This window comes from Streptomyces graminofaciens, assembly GCF_030294945.1.
Taxonomy (GTDB): domain Bacteria; phylum Actinomycetota; class Actinomycetes; order Streptomycetales; family Streptomycetaceae; genus Streptomyces; species Streptomyces graminofaciens.
Genome location: NZ_AP018448.1, coordinates 4,293,799 through 4,313,270 on the forward strand (window position 1 = coordinate 4,293,799; position 19,472 = coordinate 4,313,270).

Genomic DNA, 19,472 nt, shown 5'->3' on the forward strand with positions numbered 1-19,472 from the left:
GAACGTGAGGTTCCGCAAGGGGGAGTCTATGAGTGGTTCGGTAGCTTTCAAGGGGTCCTGAGGGGAACCTGAGGTTACCGATCGGTCTGCGACCCGAATGTTGGCTCGTTGAAACAAACGACAGGCGATCGACAGTTCCTTCGTCCGAAAACACGAACAGGGGCGCCGGTCCGGGGGAAGGACCGGCGCCCCTGCGGAAGGGATGCCGACTCGAGGGGGAGTCCGGGTCGGCGTCCCGGCTCGGGTTGGACAAGATCAGCTGGGGATGCCGCCGGCGATCTGCGAGTCCAGGTTGTTGACGGCGTTGCAGATGTCCCTGAACTGCTTGGAGAACTGCGTGATGTTGTTCACAGCCTCGGTCAGCGACTTGTTGAAGTTCGCGTAGGACGTCTGCATCTTCGGGCTGGTCGCGGTCAGCAGCAGGCCGCCCTGGAGGAGGTTCTCGACGTCGGCCTGCAGCGAGGACAGCTGGGGGACCAGCGTGTCGCTGACGGCGGAGTCGAGCTTCTTCGCGGTGGCTTCGACTTCCTCGTCGTCGATGACGTTCTTGGGCATGGTGCACCTCTGTTTCTGTTGATGGACCCGGCGGCGTGGGAAGAGCAGCGCGGGAGCTTTGGGGGGCGGGGCGCGGGGCGCACCGTGTGGGGTCAGCGCCAGTTCTCGCCGAGGGTTCCGAGGGGTGGTTCGGCGCTGATGCGTTCGTGCTGGGTGATGGACTCCCTCAGGTACCAGCTGCCGTCCTCGGCGCGCTGCCAGATCTCCTGGATCTCGTTGTTGCTGCCGTCGGCGACGAAGCGGGTCCCGGTGTTCTCGTTGGTGACGACCTTGGTGACGGAGCCGTCGGCACCCGTGTAGTCGGTCCGGGTCACGCCCTCCTGCACCGTGGTCGTCGTCCCCGGAGCGGTGGAGCCGGAAGGACGGCCGCCCGCGTCGACCAGTGGGTTCTCCACCGTGAGATACGCGGGGGGCCGATCGAGGCGCTGCTGGACGTCCTGCTTGCCCGCCTCGGAGTTGAGGTAGGTCTCCTTGTCCAAGGTCAGTTCCCAGTCGCCGTCCGGGCGCTTGGTCCAGATCTGGAGGGTGTCGCGGCCGGTCTCGTCGGTGACGTAGCGCTTCATCCACCCGTCGGGCGATCCCTCGGGGTCGGAGTCCATGTAGACCTTGGTGACGGCGCCGTCGGAGCTGCGGATCGTGGTCACGGAGTCGCCGTCGCGGGACAGCGGGTGGTACGTCTCGGAGTACGACAGTCCCGTGTTCTTGTTGGTGACGGTGGTGGTCGTCTCGACGGGGTCGCCGTTCTTGTCGAGCTTGATCTCACCGTTCTGGTCGAGCTGGTACGACACCGTGGTGGTGTTGTTGGCGTCGTCGATCGTGAAGCCCTTGGGGACGAAGGTCTCGGCGGGCAGATCGTCCAGCTGACCGCGCATTCCCCTGAGCTGGCCGACGTCCTCGTCGGGCGCCGGATTCCAGTCGCGCAGTTTGTCGCGCTCCTCGCCGAAGCTGTCCTGGAGGTCCTGCTGGCGTTGCTGGACGGGCTTCTCCTCCTCGGTCAGCGCGGTCTGCGCGGCCTCGGTGTCCGCCTGGTCGTCCCACAACTTCTTCTGGCGGGCCGTGAGGTCCTCGGACTCCCGGTCCAGGGGGTCCATTCGCCTCTGGAGGTCGGCGCGTTCGGCGTCGAGGTCGTCCTGCTTCTCGCTCACGGCGTCCTCGACCTCCTTCTGCGTCGACCGCTCCAGGGCCCAGAGGTCCTTCTGCTTCTGCTGTAGTTCGTCCTGCCGCTCGGAGAAGGGCTGCTGGTCGCGGCTCAGTGCCTCGCGTTCGTCGTCGATTTGCCGCTGCCGCTCGTTCAGCGGGTCGAACGCCTTCTCCTGGTCGCGCTGTTCCGCCTCCAGGGCGTCCCACCGTTCCGCGAGTCCCTTGCCCTCCTTCTCCCACAGGTCGTCCCGCTCCTTGGCCAGGGCGTCCTGCTTGCGCTGCCAGGCGTCGAGGTCCGCCTGGGTGGCGTGCCCCTTGCTCAGCAGGGTCTCGCGTTCCCTCCAAAGGGCTTCCTGCCGCTCCTGGAGGGCGTCCTGCTTGCCGTCGTAGGCCTTCTGTTCCTGGTCGAGAGCGGTGACCTTCTTCTCCATGGCCGCGTCCTGCTGCGCGCGGAGGGCCTTCTCGTCCTCCCAGAGCTGCTGCTGCCTGCGCTGGAGTTCCTCCTGCTGCTTCAGCAGGGGCTCCTGTTCCTTGCGGAGGGCCTCGTACTCCTTCTGCAGCTCGTCCCGCTTGACCTGGAGCTTCTCCTCGCGCTGCTTGAGGAGGTCCTTCTCCTCCTGCCAGAGCCGCTGCTGCTCGGCCTGGAGTTCGTCCTGCTGCTTCACCAGGGGTTCCCGCTTCTTGGCGAGCTCCTCCTGCTCCTTGTTGAGCTCTTCCTGCCGCTTCTGCTGGGCCGCGCTCTGCTCGTCGATCTTCCGCCGCTTCTCGGCCAGGGCGTCCTGTTCCTTCTTCAGGCGCGCCTGCTGGGTCTTGTAGCGGGCCTCCAGCCTGCTGGCCATATCCGCGCGGCGCAGGTCGACCAGCTTCTGCTTGCGCATCTCGTTCTGCCGGGTGGCCTCGTCGCGGACCTGGGCGGTGACCTGCTGGGCCACGCCGGCGGCCTGGGAGGCGTCCTGGTCGTAGAAGGCCTTGCCCGCCCTGTCGAGGAGGTTGCCGAGGTCGGTCATGACCTGCCAGCCCTCTCGGAACGACTTCTTCCAGGCGCCGTAGAAGTCCTCCAGCGCCTCGGCCGTCTCCCGGCGGGGCCCGATGTCCCCCGCGGCGAACGTCTTGTCCGACTGCGAGGTGACGTCGAGTTCGTCGCGGAGGTGCCACAGATGGCGTGCGAGGACGGTCATCAGGTCGTAGTCGTAGGAGACGCGCACCATGTCCGCCGTCCTTTCCTCGAAGCGGTCGTGTCGATGCCGAACCGCCCTGTAGACGAGGACCCGGGTCCGGATGGTTCAAAAGAATTTCGTCCGCACCGCACTGACCGGCGAAAACTGTGGCGTGCGCCACTTTCTTGAACCCTTGGCCCACCCCGGTACGTCTGCTGTCGATACCCCAAGTCCCGGACCGCGTGGAGGACTCCTTGGCCACCTCCGACGAGTGGAGCAGAGTCGGATTCACCGGCAATCCGGTGACGGGGAATCCCGGCGCCGTCGAAAACATCACCAAGGAACTGCGCGACCTCGGCGACCTGGCCGGGCGGGTCAGCGGCGGCCTCGACGCCCTGCTGGCCAAGGCCGAGGACGGGGGCTTCGAGGGGCGGACCGCGGACGCGCTGCGTACGTACGTCAAGGACGAGCTCAAGACGTTCATGGCGAACATCAACCGCTCGTTCGAGATGGCGGCCGACGCCACGGCCCGCTACGCGCGCGCCCTCGGGGACTCCCAGGACCGGGCCGAGAACTCCGCCGACACCGTCGCCGCGCTGGAGCGGGTCGGCGGTCAGCCGCTCGCCGACAACGATCCGGAGATGACCCGCGCCCGCAACGAGGTGGACGCGGAGATCGACACCATCCAGGCCGAGGCGAAGATCCTGGAGGATGCCCTGCGCGAGGCGTCCCGGTTGGTGTCGCGGCCCGTGAAGAAGCCGAAGAAGAGCTTCTGGAAGCGGTTCGTGTCGACGTTCTTCAAGGTCCTGGAGATCGTCGCGCTGGTGGTCACCATCATCGCGATGGTGATCGGCGGCCCCCTGGGGCTGCTGGCCTTCGGGCTGGGCGTGGTGCTCTTCGCCAAGGCCCTCTTCGACTACGCCACCGGGAAGGGCAACGCCCTCAGCCTGGGCCTCGCCTTCCTGGGCATCCTGTTCCCGTCGACGAAGGGCCTCACCACTCTCGGCGGGCTGGGCCGCCTGTTCTCGTCGGGCGGGAAGGCCCTCAGCAGCGCCCTCTCCGCGAGCGGGCGGCTGCTGTTCCGGGGCGGCAGGATGCTGTTCTCCTCCCCCGGTAAACTCCTGTCGCTGGCCGGGCAGGGGCTGGCCAGGTTCGGCGGGAGTCTCGCCGGCCGGACCGCCAGCGGGTTCATGGCGCTGCCCCGGGTCCTGTCCAAGACTCCCGCGTTGCTGGGATCGGCCCTGCGGTTCATGGGCGGATTCGCCCGGAGCACATGGCGGCAGGGCTGGTCCGCGCTGGCCCGCGACTTCCATCAGTCCACCGCGTTCATCGGCGGCAACATGGCCACGCGGCTGGGCGTCTTCACGGTCATGAGCCTGGGCCGGCTCACGATGACGGCCCTGCTGCCCATGCGGTACTCCGAGATCGCCCGGTTCGGCTACCGGGGCGCCGCCCGTATGGGGTTCATCGATCGCGGCATGCACTTCACCTCGCGGCCCCTCAGCACACTCGGCAGGACGGGTTCCCTGGCCGGGGACCTCGCGGAGCTGACCGGGCGGAACCTCGACCGGGGCGGAAACCTTCGCCCGTTCGACGCCACGAACACCGACCGGCTCGCCGTCCCCGGGACCCCGGAGTTCAACGAGACCCTCGACGAACTGGCCGACATCCCGATCACCTCGGTCACGGCACCCCGTACACGGGGCTTCAGTTCCCTGCCCGGCACCACACCCGTCCGGATGCCGGGCCGTCTCGACGACGTGGGCGTCCGGTTGAACACCGTGGACACCCTCGACACGATCGGACTGCCGGTCGGTACGGTCCCCGGCGGACAGCGGCTCGGGGACCAGCTGCGGAACCTGGACACCCTGACGGGCATGGAGCGCACCGGGACCGGGCTCCTCAAGCCCCTCGACGACCTGACGGACCTGGCGGAGCTGAGCTTCGACGGCAGGCTCGGCGGGCTGACCGAGTTCCAGGTGCGGCAGATCCTGGACGGCGAGATCGACCTGGTGAACGTCACGCCGGACGGGGTCGTCCTGCGTATCGGGAAGACCGATCCGGTCGACGTCCGGGTGCAGTTGAAGGACGGGGTGAAGGTCGACGTCCTCGGCCCGGCCGACACCCGGGTCCCGACCTGGAACACGACGACCGGCACCGACCGTCTGGGCGAGCTCGGGATCAATCTCGACGACCTCACCCGGCTGATCCCCGACGCCGACGACGACACGCGCACCGCACGCGACCTGCTCGGCCTGGGACCGGCCAGAACGGACCTCACCGCTCCCCCGCTCGCCAAGAGCCCGGGCTCCACCCCCCTGACCCTGCGGGACATCGTCACCGGCGGAGCCACCGGCAAGCTCGCCACAGAACGCTTCCAGACCTGGGTGCGTACCCAGGCCAGCCAGTTCCAGCTGGACACCGCCGGCCGCAAGCTCTCCGAGATCGACGCGCTGACCGACGTACCGCCGCTGAGCCGCGCCCAGGCCGAGCTGGATCTGAGCGCCGCGAAGATCGACTTCACTCGGGCCCGGACCGCGTTCGACCGGCTGGGGATGAACCTGGACACGGTCCGCCGGGACGTCACGGTGATGATGACCCGCGTGGACGGCCCGGCGGCCACCCTGCCCACCGGTGAACTGCGACTGATGGACAACCTGGGGCGGCCCACCGGCCAGTGGATCACCATGGAGCCGGGGCCGACCGTCAACTGGGTCCTCAAGGCGGACTCCGGGATCGTCCCCGACGTCAAGGTGACCATGTCCGACGGCGTCTTCACCCTCACCCCGCCCGACGGCCTCGTCACCAGGATCGGCCTGGACGGCAGACCCCTGCTCGACGGCATCCCGGTCCGGCTGGAGTCGCCCGCGGGTCCGTCGGCCGCCCCGCAGGGTGTGGATCCGGTGCGGGTGCCCGTCGTGCCGGAGGTGACGACGCCGTCCATGCCGCAAATCCACTGGCTGGTGCGGCAGGACGCGGACTTCTCGGCGACGGTGGGCAAGTCCGGCACGAAGACACGGCTGACCGCGGACGGTCTCGTACCGGTCAGGATCGACGGCACCATCACACCGCTCCAGGCGGTGTCCACCGCCAATGCCAAGGTGTTCAAGGAGAACAGTCAGTTCACCGCGTTCTCCGCGCCCGGCGGCACCGGAAAGCCCTTCGGGGACAGCGAGATCGGGCTCGATCTCGTATCCCTCAGCAACGACATCAAAGCCGGTGCGGACAACGTCAAGGGTGTGCGGATACTCTCCAACACCGAACTGCAGCAGGAGATCCTCAAGGAGATCCGGTTCGCCGTCGGGGACTCGACTCTGGAGATCCCGTCGAAGTTCACCCACATGACGAAGAACGACGAAATCAAGAAATTCCTCGCCGAGTACAACGTGCCGAAGAAATTGAGCGCCTCGGTCACGACGGACATCAAGACGCTGCTGCAGGTGCGCCGCGACAATACCTGGCTCGTGCAGGGGGCCATTCCGAAGGAGTATCTGACGGGCCCCTATCCGACCGTCGACTCCCTGAAGTTCGTACCGGCCGCGCCGACCACCACACCGATCGCGGTGCCCACGGACCTGCTGGAGTCCGCGGGCCGGGCCTCCGGTTCCGGGCTCCCTCCCATGGAGACCCCGCAGCTGGTGCTCAAGACGGACGACTTCTTCATGTCGAACGTCGACCTGGAACAACTGCGCGGCGTCAAGCTCATCCGGCAGGACGACTTCCACGCGCTGGAGGCCGATGCCAAGGGCCTGGGCAAATCGCACTTCGATCCCGACATCGGAATGATCCCGGCCAACCCGGAAGGCAGGACCACCGCTTTCCAGCATGTGGCGGGTGCCGAGATCGCGGAGCGGAAGAGCAACAGTCCCTTCACCTCGTTCGCCGTGTCCGGCGGCGAGAAGGTCTACGGCGACACGGAGTTCGCCCTCGACGTCTACAAGCTGGGGCTGGACATCAAGGCCGGGAAGCTGGAGAACGTGGGAATTCTCCCTGCCCAAAACCTCCAGCAATTGATCGGCGACCAGATCGCACGGACCATCGGGAAGCGTCTCGACTTCTCGGGGCTCACCGGGAACAGCTCCCGGAACGACGTCCTCGACTTCCTCAGGAAGAACGACGTCAATGTCGTGGGCCGGGGCGGCAAGGACGCGATCGGCAAGATCGCCGGAGATGTCCGCGTCCTGCTGAACACCACCCGTGACCAGGAGTGGCTGATCAAGGGCACCATTCCCAGGAGTTACCTGGAGGGTCCGTACGCCAGGGCGACAGGACCCGAGGTCGCGGGTGGCTCGGTGCCCACGGGCACTGCGCTCCATGGTCTCGACGAAGCCGCCGGCGACCTCCGTCTGTCGGACACGTTCAAGACGGACTTCGAGGTGAAGCCCGTGTCCGTCGAGTGGCGCACTCCGGCCGGCACGAACTCCGGCCGGCTGCTGGAACTGCGCGTCGGTGAACTGCGGATGCTGGACGACCTGGGGCGTCCCACCGGCCGGTGGATCACGTTCGAGCCCGGAGAGAACCCCACCTGGGTACTCAAGACGGACGCCGGAACCGTTGTCCCCGACGTCAGGGTGGACATGACCGACGGCGTGTTCACCGTCACCGCGCCCGACGGCGTCGTCACCAGGTTCGGCCCGGACGGTCGGCCGACGGGCCTCGGCGACCTGGCATCGGTCTCCCTCCCGCCGTCACCGCGGACGGGCCTCGACCAGGTGTCCCTGCCCTCGGCGGGGGAACTGGACCGGCTGGCCTTCGCGGCCGACCGATCCATCGACATCCAGACCATCACCCCGGCTCCGGTGTGGCGCGAAGGCGACGAGACGCTGTGGCGCATCGGCGGCAAACGCGGGCTGGACCAGATCTTCAGCGAGGGGTTCACCGTCCGCGACCCCTTGGAGACCAGCCTGGATGTCATGGTCAGGACCGGCCAGCCGTCGGCGTTCCTGAGCACCACGACCGACAGGAACCTTCTCTGGGACGGCGTCTTCAAGTTCGAGATCGAGGCGTCCGGCGGGATCGACGTCGGCAAGACCTTCGAACGCTCCATGGGCACGGACGCCTGGAGGGCATCGGGCTGGGCATCGGAGAACGAGATCGCCTTCCCCGGTGGCATCGCCTCGGACTTCATCCGTGGCGCGTACCGGATGGACGCCCAGCACAACCTCCTGGAGTGGATCCCGAACCCCAACTTCAAGGGCAGCAACCCCCTGCCCGAGCTGGCGGCGGACATCAAGGCGTCCGGGGAAGGCACGTCGGGCATCAGCGCGCTGGACTTCCAGGGGCTGTCCGTCGACGACCAGCTGAAGCTGCTGGACCAGCTGGACCTGGGCGGGGCCAGGAACTGGGACGGGGCCGGCTCCCTGGACGAGATCAACTCCTTGGACGGCTTCGACCGCCTCGACGAGATCACCTCCTTGGACGGCTTCGACCACCTCGACGAGATCACCTCCTTGGACGGCGTCAACCAGCTGGACGAGGCGGGCGGCGAGCTGGACCTCGGCCATCTGTCGGACGACTTCCGACTGGACCGCTTCGACGCGCCCGCACCCCGCAGCGAAACGGTTCTGCTCGATCCCCAGCAGTTCAGCGGCGTACCGGGCATACGGATGGAGTGGCAGCGGACACCGCTGGACGACGGCGGGTTCGCGCTCACCGACCAGGCCGGGGGCGTACGCCTGGTGTTCGGCGCCGACGAGGTCCTTCAGTTCCGCGACATCCGGTTCCCGCTCGGTGACGGCTTCCTCCGCTTCGACGCCGCCCCGGGACCGGGCTCACTCCCCCGGCTGGTCGGCACGGACGGGCTGCCGCTGCCCGGCGGCGCGGTGGTCGAACCGGTCAGGGGCGCGCTGAACGTGGTCACCGGTGTGCGGGTGCAGTCACCGGACGGGGCCTGGATCGGCCGGTTCGACCTGGACGGTACGCGGCTGTCCGAGCAGCTGGCGCTGTCCGGCCCGGGCGGCGGTCCGCTGACCGGGGCCCGGCTGACCACGACGTTCACGCAGCTGCCGGGCGGCGGAGTGGTTCCGTCGGTCCGGCTGACCGTGGCGGGCGCGGGCGAGGGCGCCTTCTCCGTCGTACGGCTGGAGGGGGATCTGGCCCAGCGGCTGCCTGGCGGGTTCGCGGTGACGGACACGGCGACCGGAGCCCGGTTCACCTTCGACAGGGGCGGCCGGTTCGTGGATCTTCCGGGGGACGGGGCTCCCTCGACACGGCTGGACACGTCCGGGACGACGGTGCCGGAGACGACCGTGGGCCCGATGACAGCCCTCGACGCTCTCGGCGGCCCTCTTTCGGAGCGACTCCCGCTCACCACCACCTCCGGGAACAGCGTTCTGGACGACGTGGCCACCGATCTCACCGGACCGGTTTCGACCGGCGAGCGCGTGTCCATGGAGGGCCTGGCGATCCCGGCCCCGCCCCGGGTCGCCCCGCCGCCGGCTCCCGCCCCGCCCCGCGTCGCCCCGCCGCCGGCTCCCGCCGCTGCTCCCCGGGCGCACGTGCCCGAGATACCGGTGGTCGCGAGGCCCTCGCGGGCCGTGGCACCGGGATTCGACACGTCCTTCCCAGCCCCCTCCATCGGCACCGAGAGCGAACTCGGCGGATTCGTCGTCGCTCTCCCGGAGAGCGCGGACAGAACCTTCGCCTTCGTGTCGAAGGTCGACACCGACGAACCCTTGCTCATGGTCACGAAGGACATGGGCAAGGGCAGGTACGGCAACCCCGCGGACCTCACGATGGCGCAGCGCGGAAACTGGCAGACGCACACCGTGGAACTGATCACCTATCCCTCGCGTCTGGGCGACCATGCGGCGATCGGCGCCCGCAACGACGCCACACAATGGCTGCTCGACGTCTTCAAGGACCGGCTCGGCGTCCACAATCACAAGCCGCTCGAATCGGTGATCAGCCCTGACGGCCTCTACAGGTTGCAGGTGACGAGCGACCGGCACGTCATCGCGGCCGGGACCGGTCTGGAACTCGAGGGACTGCCCTCCGTCTCCATGCCGACCACCCAACAGCAGGCGACGATCGGTATCAGGGCCGTGGACTTCGGCAGCCGTGCCACGCACGAGCTGAGAGTGCTCGCGGACCACGCCCACTGGTACAAGCCCGCTTTCCGGAACGACGACGCTCTACTGACGGCGCTCTCCCGGGAGACGCTCGACGCGCCCGAGCAGGTGGAGAACGCGTACACCTATGTGAAGTCCGTCATCGACTTCACATCCGACCTGGTGAACAGGCACGGCATCCCCATCGAGGACTGGGCCGGCGCGGCGCCGTACCGCGGGCTGACCCATCCGGCGGTGAAGAACGAGTGGGGTGTGCTGCCCCGGACCAGGCCGAGCCTGGTCCTCGACTCCTTGTCGTCCGGTGACCGCGCCATGACGCTGAGGCTCCTCCGCGAGACCCCCGCCATCGGTGACGAGTCCATCTGGAAGGCGGCCAGGCAGTACATCCTGAACGGCAACGAGGTGGCCGGACGCGGCATCAACAACGCCACCGTCGGCGGAGAACGAGCCCTGCTGTTCGAGTTCCGGTCCGTCCCGGACGAGCTGAAGGGCTCCGTACCGCACGAGAAGGCCCCCGTCGCCGTGGTGACCGATCCCTTGGCGGAGCTGGGCGGGAACCGGGGTGCCGCGGTCCAGAAGATCAACAACTTCGTCGCCGGGCCGGAGAACAGGGACGCCTTCGCGGACTGGTACCGCGCGGAGTTCCCGAGGGATCCGGACGCCGAGCGGATCTACCAGAACAAGAGCACCGACTCGATCCTCAGGATGGCGGCAGCCCGTCACAAGGCCGAGTGGATCAGCGTGCAGCACCCGCGGACGTGGCAGGACATCACCACGAGGCCCGCGGTCGTCATGCCCCCTGCTTCCGCCGTATCCTCCGCCCCGCCGGTGGCCCCGCATGTCGGCACAGGGCCACTGCCCAACGAGCTGGGGCGGCCGGTGGCCGGCACAGGCGGCCCGGACGTGCCGGTGGCCGGCGTCGGCGTCGGCGTCGGCGGCCCGAATGTGCCGAGCGTCGACCTGCCGCGGATCATGCAGGGGCCGGTCTTGGACCTGAGTGGCCCCACCGTCCTGAGGCAGTCCCTCGACTCCCCAGTCGCTCCGGTCTCCTCGGTGCGGGAGGTGCCACTGTCCGGGCTGGACGACGTAACGGGGCTGCGGCTGCGCATCACGGAGATTCCGGCGACCGACACCGTCCCGGCGTCGGTCCGGATCGAGGTGCTGGACTTCACCGCCCAGGGCGGCCCGGTGCGTCTGCCGGACACCTCGGTCACCGTGCGTGAGAGCGGCGGATTCACCGCCACCGGTCCGCAGGGCGGTGTGCGCTGGCAGTTCGACGCGCTCGGGCATCTGGAGCACCGGGACCTGCCGCTGACCGGCACCGACTTGGCACTGCGCTTCACCGACGACGCCCTGAACCCGATGCCGAGGGTGGTCGGCCCGGACGGGGTGCCCGTCCAGGGTGCGACGCTCACGCCGGTCAGGGACGCGTCCGGTGCGCTGAGCGAGCTGACGGTGCGGGTGCCCGTACCGGACACGGACGGGCTCACGGCGGTGTGGCGGTTCGAACCCGGCGGCACCCTGCGCCAACAGGAGCTGCCGCTCACGCTGGCGGGCATCGACGGCCCGGCCGGCCTGGGCGTCAAGGTGACGATCGCCCCCGGAACGGGCGGCACCGTGACCAGGGTCCTCGAACTGAGCGGGCCGTCGAACCTCACCGGTTCCTTCCGGCTGGGCCCGATGGACGGCTCGCTCGCCGGGCGGCTGTCGAATGGCTTCACGGTCACCGACACCGTCACCGGCGCCCGCTTCCACTTCGACGCGGACGGCCGCCTCGCGCTACGGGACGTACCCGCCCGGGACGGCTCCGGCTTCCTCCGCTTCACCGAGGGCGCCGCGCCCGGCACCCCGCCGGTCCGGCTCGACGAACTCGGCGATCTCGGTGACTTCGCCGGTGACCTGGGTGATGTGGCGCGCATCTTCGACCGTACGCTCGACGAGGCGGGCGGCGTGCGGGGCCCCCTCGACGACCTCAACCGCCTCACGGGCCCCGAGGCGCCGCGCACCGACGGGTTCCCGGGACCGGACCGTCTCGGCCCGGAGGAACGAGCACTCGTCGACGACCTCTGGAACGACCTGGTCCGGGACGTACGGCCGCTGAACGCCGACGAAATGAACCGCGTCATGGGCCCCGACTCGCCGCGCACCGACTCGCTCTCGGAACTCGGCGACCTGTCGGACGCCGATCTGGAGGCTCTCCAGGCGCGCCTCGACAACCTGCGGCGGATGGACGGTGAACCCCAGGGTGTGGCCGAACCGCTCCGTGTGCCGCTGTCCGGCGTCGACGAACTGGCGGACCTCGACCTGCAGGTGACCCGCCTCCCGGCGACCGACACGGCACCGCAAGGCTCGTACCGGCTCGAACTGACCGACCGCGCCCCCGGCGGGACCGGACAGCTGCGTGCGTCGGACTTCACCGTCGAACTGCTCGACGACAGTGGCAGGTTCGCCGTCGTCGATCCGACCGGCACCACCCGGTTCACGTTCGGGCCGGAGGGCACCTTCCTCGGGCGGGAGACCGCTCTCGCGTTCGACGGACTGCCGGAGGGGCTACGGCTCCAGGTGAGGATCGACCCGGCGATGGACGGCACCGGGCGGGTCATGGTCGATGTGCTCGCCCCCACCGGCACCGCCGGTTCCGTCCGGCTCGCTCCGCTGAGCGGCGAGCTGTCCGGGCGGCTGTCCGGCGGTTTCACCCTCAGCGACACGGTGACCGGGTCGCGTTTCCACTTCGACCACACGGGCCGCCTCGCCTTCCGCGACCTGCCGGCCCCGGACGGTTCCGGATTCCTGCGCTTCACCGAGGGCGCCGGGCCCGACGCGGCACCCGTACGGCTGGACGAGCTCGGCGAATTCGGCGGCGCTCTGGACGACGCCGATCTCGCCCGCATGTTCGACAGTACGCTCGATGAGGCGTCGGTCCTGCGTTCGGCGCCGGAGGGCGCCCCGGCGAACATGTCCGACATCGCCGGAGCCATGGACTTCCTGCACGCCGCGCCCGACTCGGGCGCCTTCCACGGGCTGGACCTGCCCGGGATCCAGCGGCTGGCCGACGACGCCGCCGTGTCGCTCGACCGGTTCGGTCTGCGCCCGGAGCTGCTGAACGACCAGCTGCGGCACATGACCGGACAGGCTCGGCAGACTCTGCGACAGCACGCCGTCACCACCCTCGGCGACTACCTCAGCCTGCCCCTGGCGACCCGCCTCGACGACATCCGGTCCCAAGCCGGCCGCGTCCTCGGCGACTTCACCGTCACGCCCACACCGCACGGCGGGCCCGGCGGCAGCCGCTACACCGTGCACCACACCCCGTCGGACGTGACACTGGGCTTCGGCCCGAACCGTGAACTCGCCTACCAGGAGGTCTTCCTCAGGGGCGGCCCGGGCGACCTGGACGGGCTGAAGCTCGGGATCACCGGCCGCTCGGCGGACGGCGGACCGTGGACGCCCGTCTCGATCGACTTCGTCGGCACGCGCTCCGCCGACAACCTCTTCGACGCGACCCCGAACCCGCGCGGCGGCTTCACCATCACCGACGCGGCATCCACCACGAGCTGGCACTACGGCCCCGAGGGCGTGCACGTCCTGCGGGATGTGCGGCTGCCCGGCGATCGGGGCGTCCTGCGTTTCGACGCCGACGCCCCCGGCGGCGTACCGCAGGTGCTGGACTCGGCGGGTCAGCAACTCACCGGCGTACGCGTGGAGTTCCTGGACGACGGCCGGATCGCCCTGATCCCCACCGGAAAGGGCTCGCAGCCGCTGGAGCGAACGGTGTTCGAGGCGAGCGGCGGCACGCTGCTGGAGGAGACCGTCGCCATCCGCGGCACGAGCGGCAAGCCCACCGGCGAGTACTGGACCATCGACCACGCGGCCGGCAAGGCCCTGCGCACCGACGCCTCCGGCACCCCGTTCACCGGCCGCTTCGACACCGCCACGGTGGAGAGGTCCGGCACGGGTCAGTTCAAGCTGACCGGCGCCGGCCCGGCCAAGGTGACCCTCTTCGAGCGCGAACTGCTCAAGAACGGCAACACCCTGCACATCGCCCGGGACCGCTTCGGCCACGCCCGGTGGACCGAGTTCGACACCTCCGGCAACCGGTTCCGGCACGGCGAGCGGATCGGGGACGTGGACCAGCGCACGTACCACGACGTGCCCACCGGCTCCTGGCGCGTGCTCAACACCTCTGACGTACGGACGTACACGAAGGCCGTCGACGGCGGCATCGTCCGTGCCGAGAAGGGCGCGGACGGTCACTGGACGTGGCAGCGCTTCGACGGGGGCGGAACCGAGGCGCTGTCCGGCACCCGCCACTGGAGCTGGAACCACGTCGGCTTCAAGGACACCTTCCTCGACCCGGCCACCGGCGTGGAGCGGGTCGCCCAGAGCCGCGGCCAGACCTGGCCTTTCGGCGGTGTCGTGCACGGCTCCCGGACGTACGACGAGCATGCTCTGGTGCTCGGTCACGCCCCCGCCGGCGGTCGGATCGACCCCGGCGACCACACCGGCTTCTCCCCGTTGAACGTCCAGATCGAGCGGCTGGAGGCGTTGTCCGACGGCGGCAGCCTGTTCGTGCGGCGGTTCGCCGACATGCGTCCGCCCGCCTTCCTCTGGAAGAGCGCGGCGGGCGAGAGCCCGTTCAGGGGCTTCTTCCGCGACCTGTTCGCCGGCAAGTCCCTGAACCGCGTCAGCCACTGGACCGAAATCGCCGCCGACGGCACCAGGGTGACCGGCGTCCGGCTCAACCCGACCGGCGCCAACTGGGTCGACGTCGACCAGTTCGGCCGCGTCGTGCGCGAGAGCCGGAAGCTGGAGAACGGCGACCTCGTCGAGATCGGCCGCAGCCTGGAGGACCCCACCCGCTGGGCACCCGTGCCGGAGTTCCGCAAGGGCGGCTCGTACGAGCTGCACTGGCGGGACACGACGAGCGGCCAGACCGGCACCCGGCACGTCGACGGCAACGGCCGGTGGCGGGACCTCTTCACCGACGACCAGGGCGTCGAACGGGTACGGCTGCGCAGCCAGGGCGAGGGGGCACGGGAGTACCTGTTCGACGCACCCACCACCGCGGAACTCCGTCTCGACGACAACGCGGGCACCTGGGTCGACAAGAACGCCCAGCAGCACATCTCCGGCCGCCGCGACCTGGTGGACGGGACGATCGTGGAGTCGTCCGGCAGCCCCTACCGCAGCCGGTGGACCTGGAAGTCGTACGACCCGAGCGCCCCCGACACCGTGCTGGGCGAAGGGGTCCGCACACAGAACCGCGGCTCGCTCTACTCGCGGCCCTGGGACGACTCGTTCCAGGACTTCGACGCCGCCGGCAACCTCGTCCGTGAGCGCAACGCCACCGACACCGGAAGCTCCTGGGTCGACACGGTGAAGCAGGCCGACGGCACCTGGAAGTGGACGAAGACCTCGGCCGACGGCACGGTCCACTCCGAGGGCACCCGTGTCTACGACGACATCGGGCGGGGCCACTGGCGGGACCTCGTGGACGACCAGGTGGTCCGGCAGCGGGACGGCGGCCGGGTCCGCGAGTACGCGTACGAGATCGTCACCCCCGAGCCGCCGGTACGCCCCGAGGGCGTCCAGCAGAGGGTGTCGCTGCGCGACCTGCTCGCCGACGCCGCCCAGCACTTCGAGCCGCGCGCCACGGTCCGCGTCGACCCGGAGGTCTGGAAGGAGTACGACGCGGGCAAGGTCTTCCGCGACCGGGTCAAGGTCGACGGCGACACCGTCCGCCACCGCGAGACCGACAAGCAGTGGGGCCAGTGGCGGGAGTTCCAGAACGGCCACCTGGTCGAACAGCGCACGTACACCGGACGGGTCTGGTCGACCGACGCGTTCGGCCGGTGGAGCACCTCGGGGCCGGCCAAGCTCCCCGAGTTCCTGAACGGGGCCCTGCCCCGGGTGGGCGGCGAGGTCGGTCTGCCCGGCAGCCACGGCTGGACGCTGATCGGCCGCGAGTTCGACTTCCGCGGCATGGACGCCGAGATCATGGGCCATCTGCGGGAGGTCCAGGACGTGTGGCACGGGGTGTTCCAGGACGTCAAGAACGGGGTGTCCGTCGAGATGCCCATGTGGCAGCGCGAACTCCGCAGCGCGCTGACCTCGTTCACCACCGGCTTCGTGACCGACTTCACCGCGAACCTGGCCATCACCGCCGCGGTCAACGACGGCGACGTCACAAAGGTCGACGTCTACCGTGCGCTGCTGTCCGGCGGGGTCGGCGGCACCTTCAGCAGCGGGCTCAACGTGCTGTACAACCAGACCCGGCTGGGCTGGCTGAAGACCAGCATGGGCACGCGGGACTGGGGTGGGCACCCCAACCAGACCACCGCCACCCAGACCGACGACTGGGCGACCGAGTTCGCCGCCCAGGAGAAGGTCACCCGCTGGCGCACCGCCACCTACGCCAACACCGTCGGCATCACCACCAGCGCACTCAGCGGCTTCGTCAGCAACGCCATCAGCGCGTCGGTCTTCGGCGTCAACGGCCACGAGGTCAAGGGCGCGGACGCGCTGCTGGCCGGTCTGTGGGGCGCCGGCGCGTCCGCGTTCAGCGGTGTCAGCACCGGTCTGGCGCGGAACATCTGGCATCTGAGCACCGGCGCCCGTGTCTTCCACAAGGGCGGCCTCGGCGATCTGGGGATGGGCTGGGCGGAGTCCGCGCTGTCCCGGTATCTCACCTACGTGATCACTGAGGAGGACAAGAAGAACGGCAACAATCTGCCCAGCCCCGGCCGGTCGTTCCCGGCCGCGCCCAAGACGACCCCGCCCCCGTCCACCTCGGCGCCGCAGCAACCGGCCGCCTCCACAGCCGACTCGTCCGACTCGCCCATCGAGGGATTGGAACTCACGTGACCCCCACCGCCACCGTGCACCGGGTCGCCCCCAAGGGCCGCGGCACGCACCGCAGCATCGCCTCGGCCCTGCGGGCGGCCCGCGACGGCGACGAGATCCGGATCGCCCCGGGCGAGTACGTCGAACAGCTGCTCCTCGACCGCGCGGTACGCCTGCTCCCGGAGGACGGCCCCGACCACGCCGTACGTCTGCTGGCCGCGTCCCCGGGCCGGCCCGTGCTGGAGGTCGCCGCCCCCGGCGTACGCGTCGAGGGCATCGCCCTGACCGGCCAGGACCCGGCCCTGCCCACCGTCCTCGTCGGCTCCGGCGACCTGGAGCTGGACGCGTGCGTGATCTCCGGCGGCCGGGTCGAGGCGGGCGGGGACGCGTCGCTGCTGATGACGGACTGCCGGGTCTCCCGCGCCGAACTGGCCGCCGTGCACCTCAACACCACCGGCTCGGCCCGGCTGACCCGGGTCGTGGTCGAGGACGTCGAGGGCACCGGAGTCGTCATCGGCTCCCGCACGACCGCCGAGGCCACGGAGCTGACGGTACGCCGGGTCACCGGGTCCGGCGTCCGTGTACGGGGCAATGCGCGGGCCGTACTGCGCGAGTGCCGCGTCTCCGGGCCGGGCCGCAGCGGGCTGCTGGTGGAGGACGGGGCGGCCGTCGCCGCGCTGGACTGCCGCGTGGAGGAGACGGCGACCGAGGGCGTACGGGTGCTGGGCAGTTCGCCCCGCGCCGACGGCGGGGACGGTGGTGTGCTCCTCACCCACTGCGAGATCCTGCGCACCGGCGCGGACGGGGTCGCCGTCTCGGGCAGCGGGGACGTGCTGCTGCGGGGCTGCCGGCTGCGGGACGGCTCGGGGCCGGGCGTGAGCGCGGAGGGCGAGAGCCGGGCGGAGCTGGTGGACTGCCAGGTCGACCGGGCGCACGGCTCCGGTCTGGTGGCCCGGGGTTCCGCCCGGCTGACCGCCGAGAGCACGTCGGTGACCGGGAGCCGGGCCAACGGGCTGCTCGCGGGCGACCGCTCCGAGGTGCGGATGGCCACCAGCGACATGACGGCGTGCTCGTTCAGCGCGGTCCACGCCTGCGACGACTCCCGGGTGACGCTCACCTCCTGCCGGATCGGATCGACGGCTGAGCACGGCATCCGGGCCACCGACCGGGCCGGGCTCACCGTCGAGGGCGGCAGGATCACCGACTGCGGGCTGACCGGCGTGCAGATCGACAGCGCGGCCGAGGCCCGGCTGCGCGGCCTCTCCGTGGTACGCGGCCGGGCCGGCATCACCACCGAGTCGACCGGCACGGTCGTCCTGGAGGAGTGCGACGTCTCGGACGCCGAGCGCGCCGGGATCTCCTGCGGCACGGGGACGACTCCGGTGCTGCGGGACTGCCGGATCAGCGGCACCGGCACGGCCGGCCTGGTGATCGGCGAGCGCGCCACGCCCAGCGTCGAGGGCTGCACGATACGGGACGCGGCGGGCTCCGGCCTGGTCGTGGGCCCGCAGGCCGAACCCCGGGTCAGGTCCGTCACGGTGGCGCGGACCGGCAAGAACAGCCTGTTCGTCGGCGAGAAGGCCCGCGGCACCTTCGAGGACTGCGTCTTCGCCGGCGCGGGCGGCGACGGCACGGCCTTCCCGGCGCTGCATGTGTCGGCCGGGGGCGCGCCCGTGCTGCGCGGCTGCCTGGTCCGCGACTCCGAGGAGGACGTGGCCCTGGAGAAGGGCGCCCGCCCGGTGTTCGACGACTGCCTGTCGCGGGACGTCAAGAACCCCTCCCTGCCGACCGGCGGCGCGGAACAGTCGCTGACGGCCGCCGGAAGCCCGGGAACGGACCCGCAGACCACAGCCCGCGAGACGGAGGCACCCCCCGAGGACACCATCGAGGACCTCCTCGCCGAGCTCGACGGGCTGGCCGGCCTGGACCGCGTCAAGCAGGACGTCTCGTCGCTGGTCAAGCTGATGCGGATGGTCCGGCGCCGCGAGGAGATGGGCCTCGCCCCGCCCCCGCTCAGCCGCCACCTCGTCTTCACCGGCAACCCCGGCACCGGCAAGACGACCGTCGCCCGGCTCTACGGCCGCATCCTGGCCGCCGTCGGCCTGCTGGAGCGCGGCCACCTGGTCGAGGCCGACCGCTCGGCCCTGGTCGGCGAGTACGTCGGTCACACCGGCCCGAAGACCACCCGCGTCTTCCAGCAGGCCCGGGGCGGCGTGCTGTTCATCGACGAGGCGTACTCCCTCACCCAGTACGCCGGGTCCAACGACTTCGGCCAGGAGGCGATCGCCACTCTGCTGAAGCTGATGGAGGACCACCGCGACGACGTGGTGGTGATCGTCGCCGGCTACCTCAAGGAGATGGAGGTGTTCGTCGGTTCCAACCCCGGCCTCGCCTCCCGCTTCAACCGCACCCTGCTCTTCGAGGACTACGGCAGCGCCGAACTCGTCAGCATCGTCGAGCACCAGGCCGCACAGCACCAGTACGAACTCGGCCCGGCCGCCCGCGAGGCCCTCACCGCCCGCTTCGACGCCATGCCCCGCGACCGCGGCTTCGGCAACGGCCGTACGGCACGCCAGTTGTTCCAGGCGATGACGGAACGCCAGGCGTACCGCGTCGCCGAACTGGCGGAGGCGTCGGAGTCGGACGTGATGACGCTGAAGCCGGAGGACATCCCCCAGTCAGTTTGATCTGCCAACTCGATCGACCC

4 protein-coding genes are annotated in these 19,472 nt (G+C 70.1%); 2 read left to right on the forward strand and 2 right to left on the reverse strand.

From position 1 onward, the window contains the following. Positions 1 to 255: 255 nt before the first annotated feature. Together SGFS_RS18245 and SGFS_RS18250 are read right to left on the reverse strand one after the other, a co-directional pair. Positions 256 to 555: a hypothetical protein gene (locus SGFS_RS18245; protein WP_286251603.1), complete on the reverse strand. Its 300-nt coding sequence runs from the start codon at positions 553 to 555 to the stop codon at positions 256 to 258. 92 nt (positions 556 to 647) lie between these two features. Continuing rightward, a complete protein-coding gene (locus tag SGFS_RS18250; protein WP_286251605.1) occupies positions 648 to 2,903 on the reverse strand; it encodes a coiled-coil domain-containing protein in 2,256 nt (751 codons plus the stop codon). 203 nt (positions 2,904 to 3,106) lie between these two features. On the opposite strand from SGFS_RS18250, the gene SGFS_RS18255 reads away from it, so the two are divergent. Together SGFS_RS18255 and SGFS_RS18260 are read left to right on the forward strand one after the other, a co-directional pair. Next, on the forward strand, positions 3,107 to 16,786 hold the full coding sequence (locus SGFS_RS18255; protein ID WP_286251608.1) for an actin cross-linking domain-containing toxin: 13,680 nt from the start codon (positions 3,107 to 3,109) through the stop codon (positions 16,784 to 16,786). Then, positions 16,783 to 19,452: a right-handed parallel beta-helix repeat-containing protein gene (locus tag SGFS_RS18260; RefSeq protein ID WP_286251610.1), complete on the forward strand. Its 2,670-nt coding sequence runs from the start codon at positions 16,783 to 16,785 to the stop codon at positions 19,450 to 19,452. The genes SGFS_RS18255 and SGFS_RS18260 overlap by 4 nt, the downstream gene beginning before the upstream one ends. Positions 19,453 to 19,472: the final 20 nt, after the last annotated feature.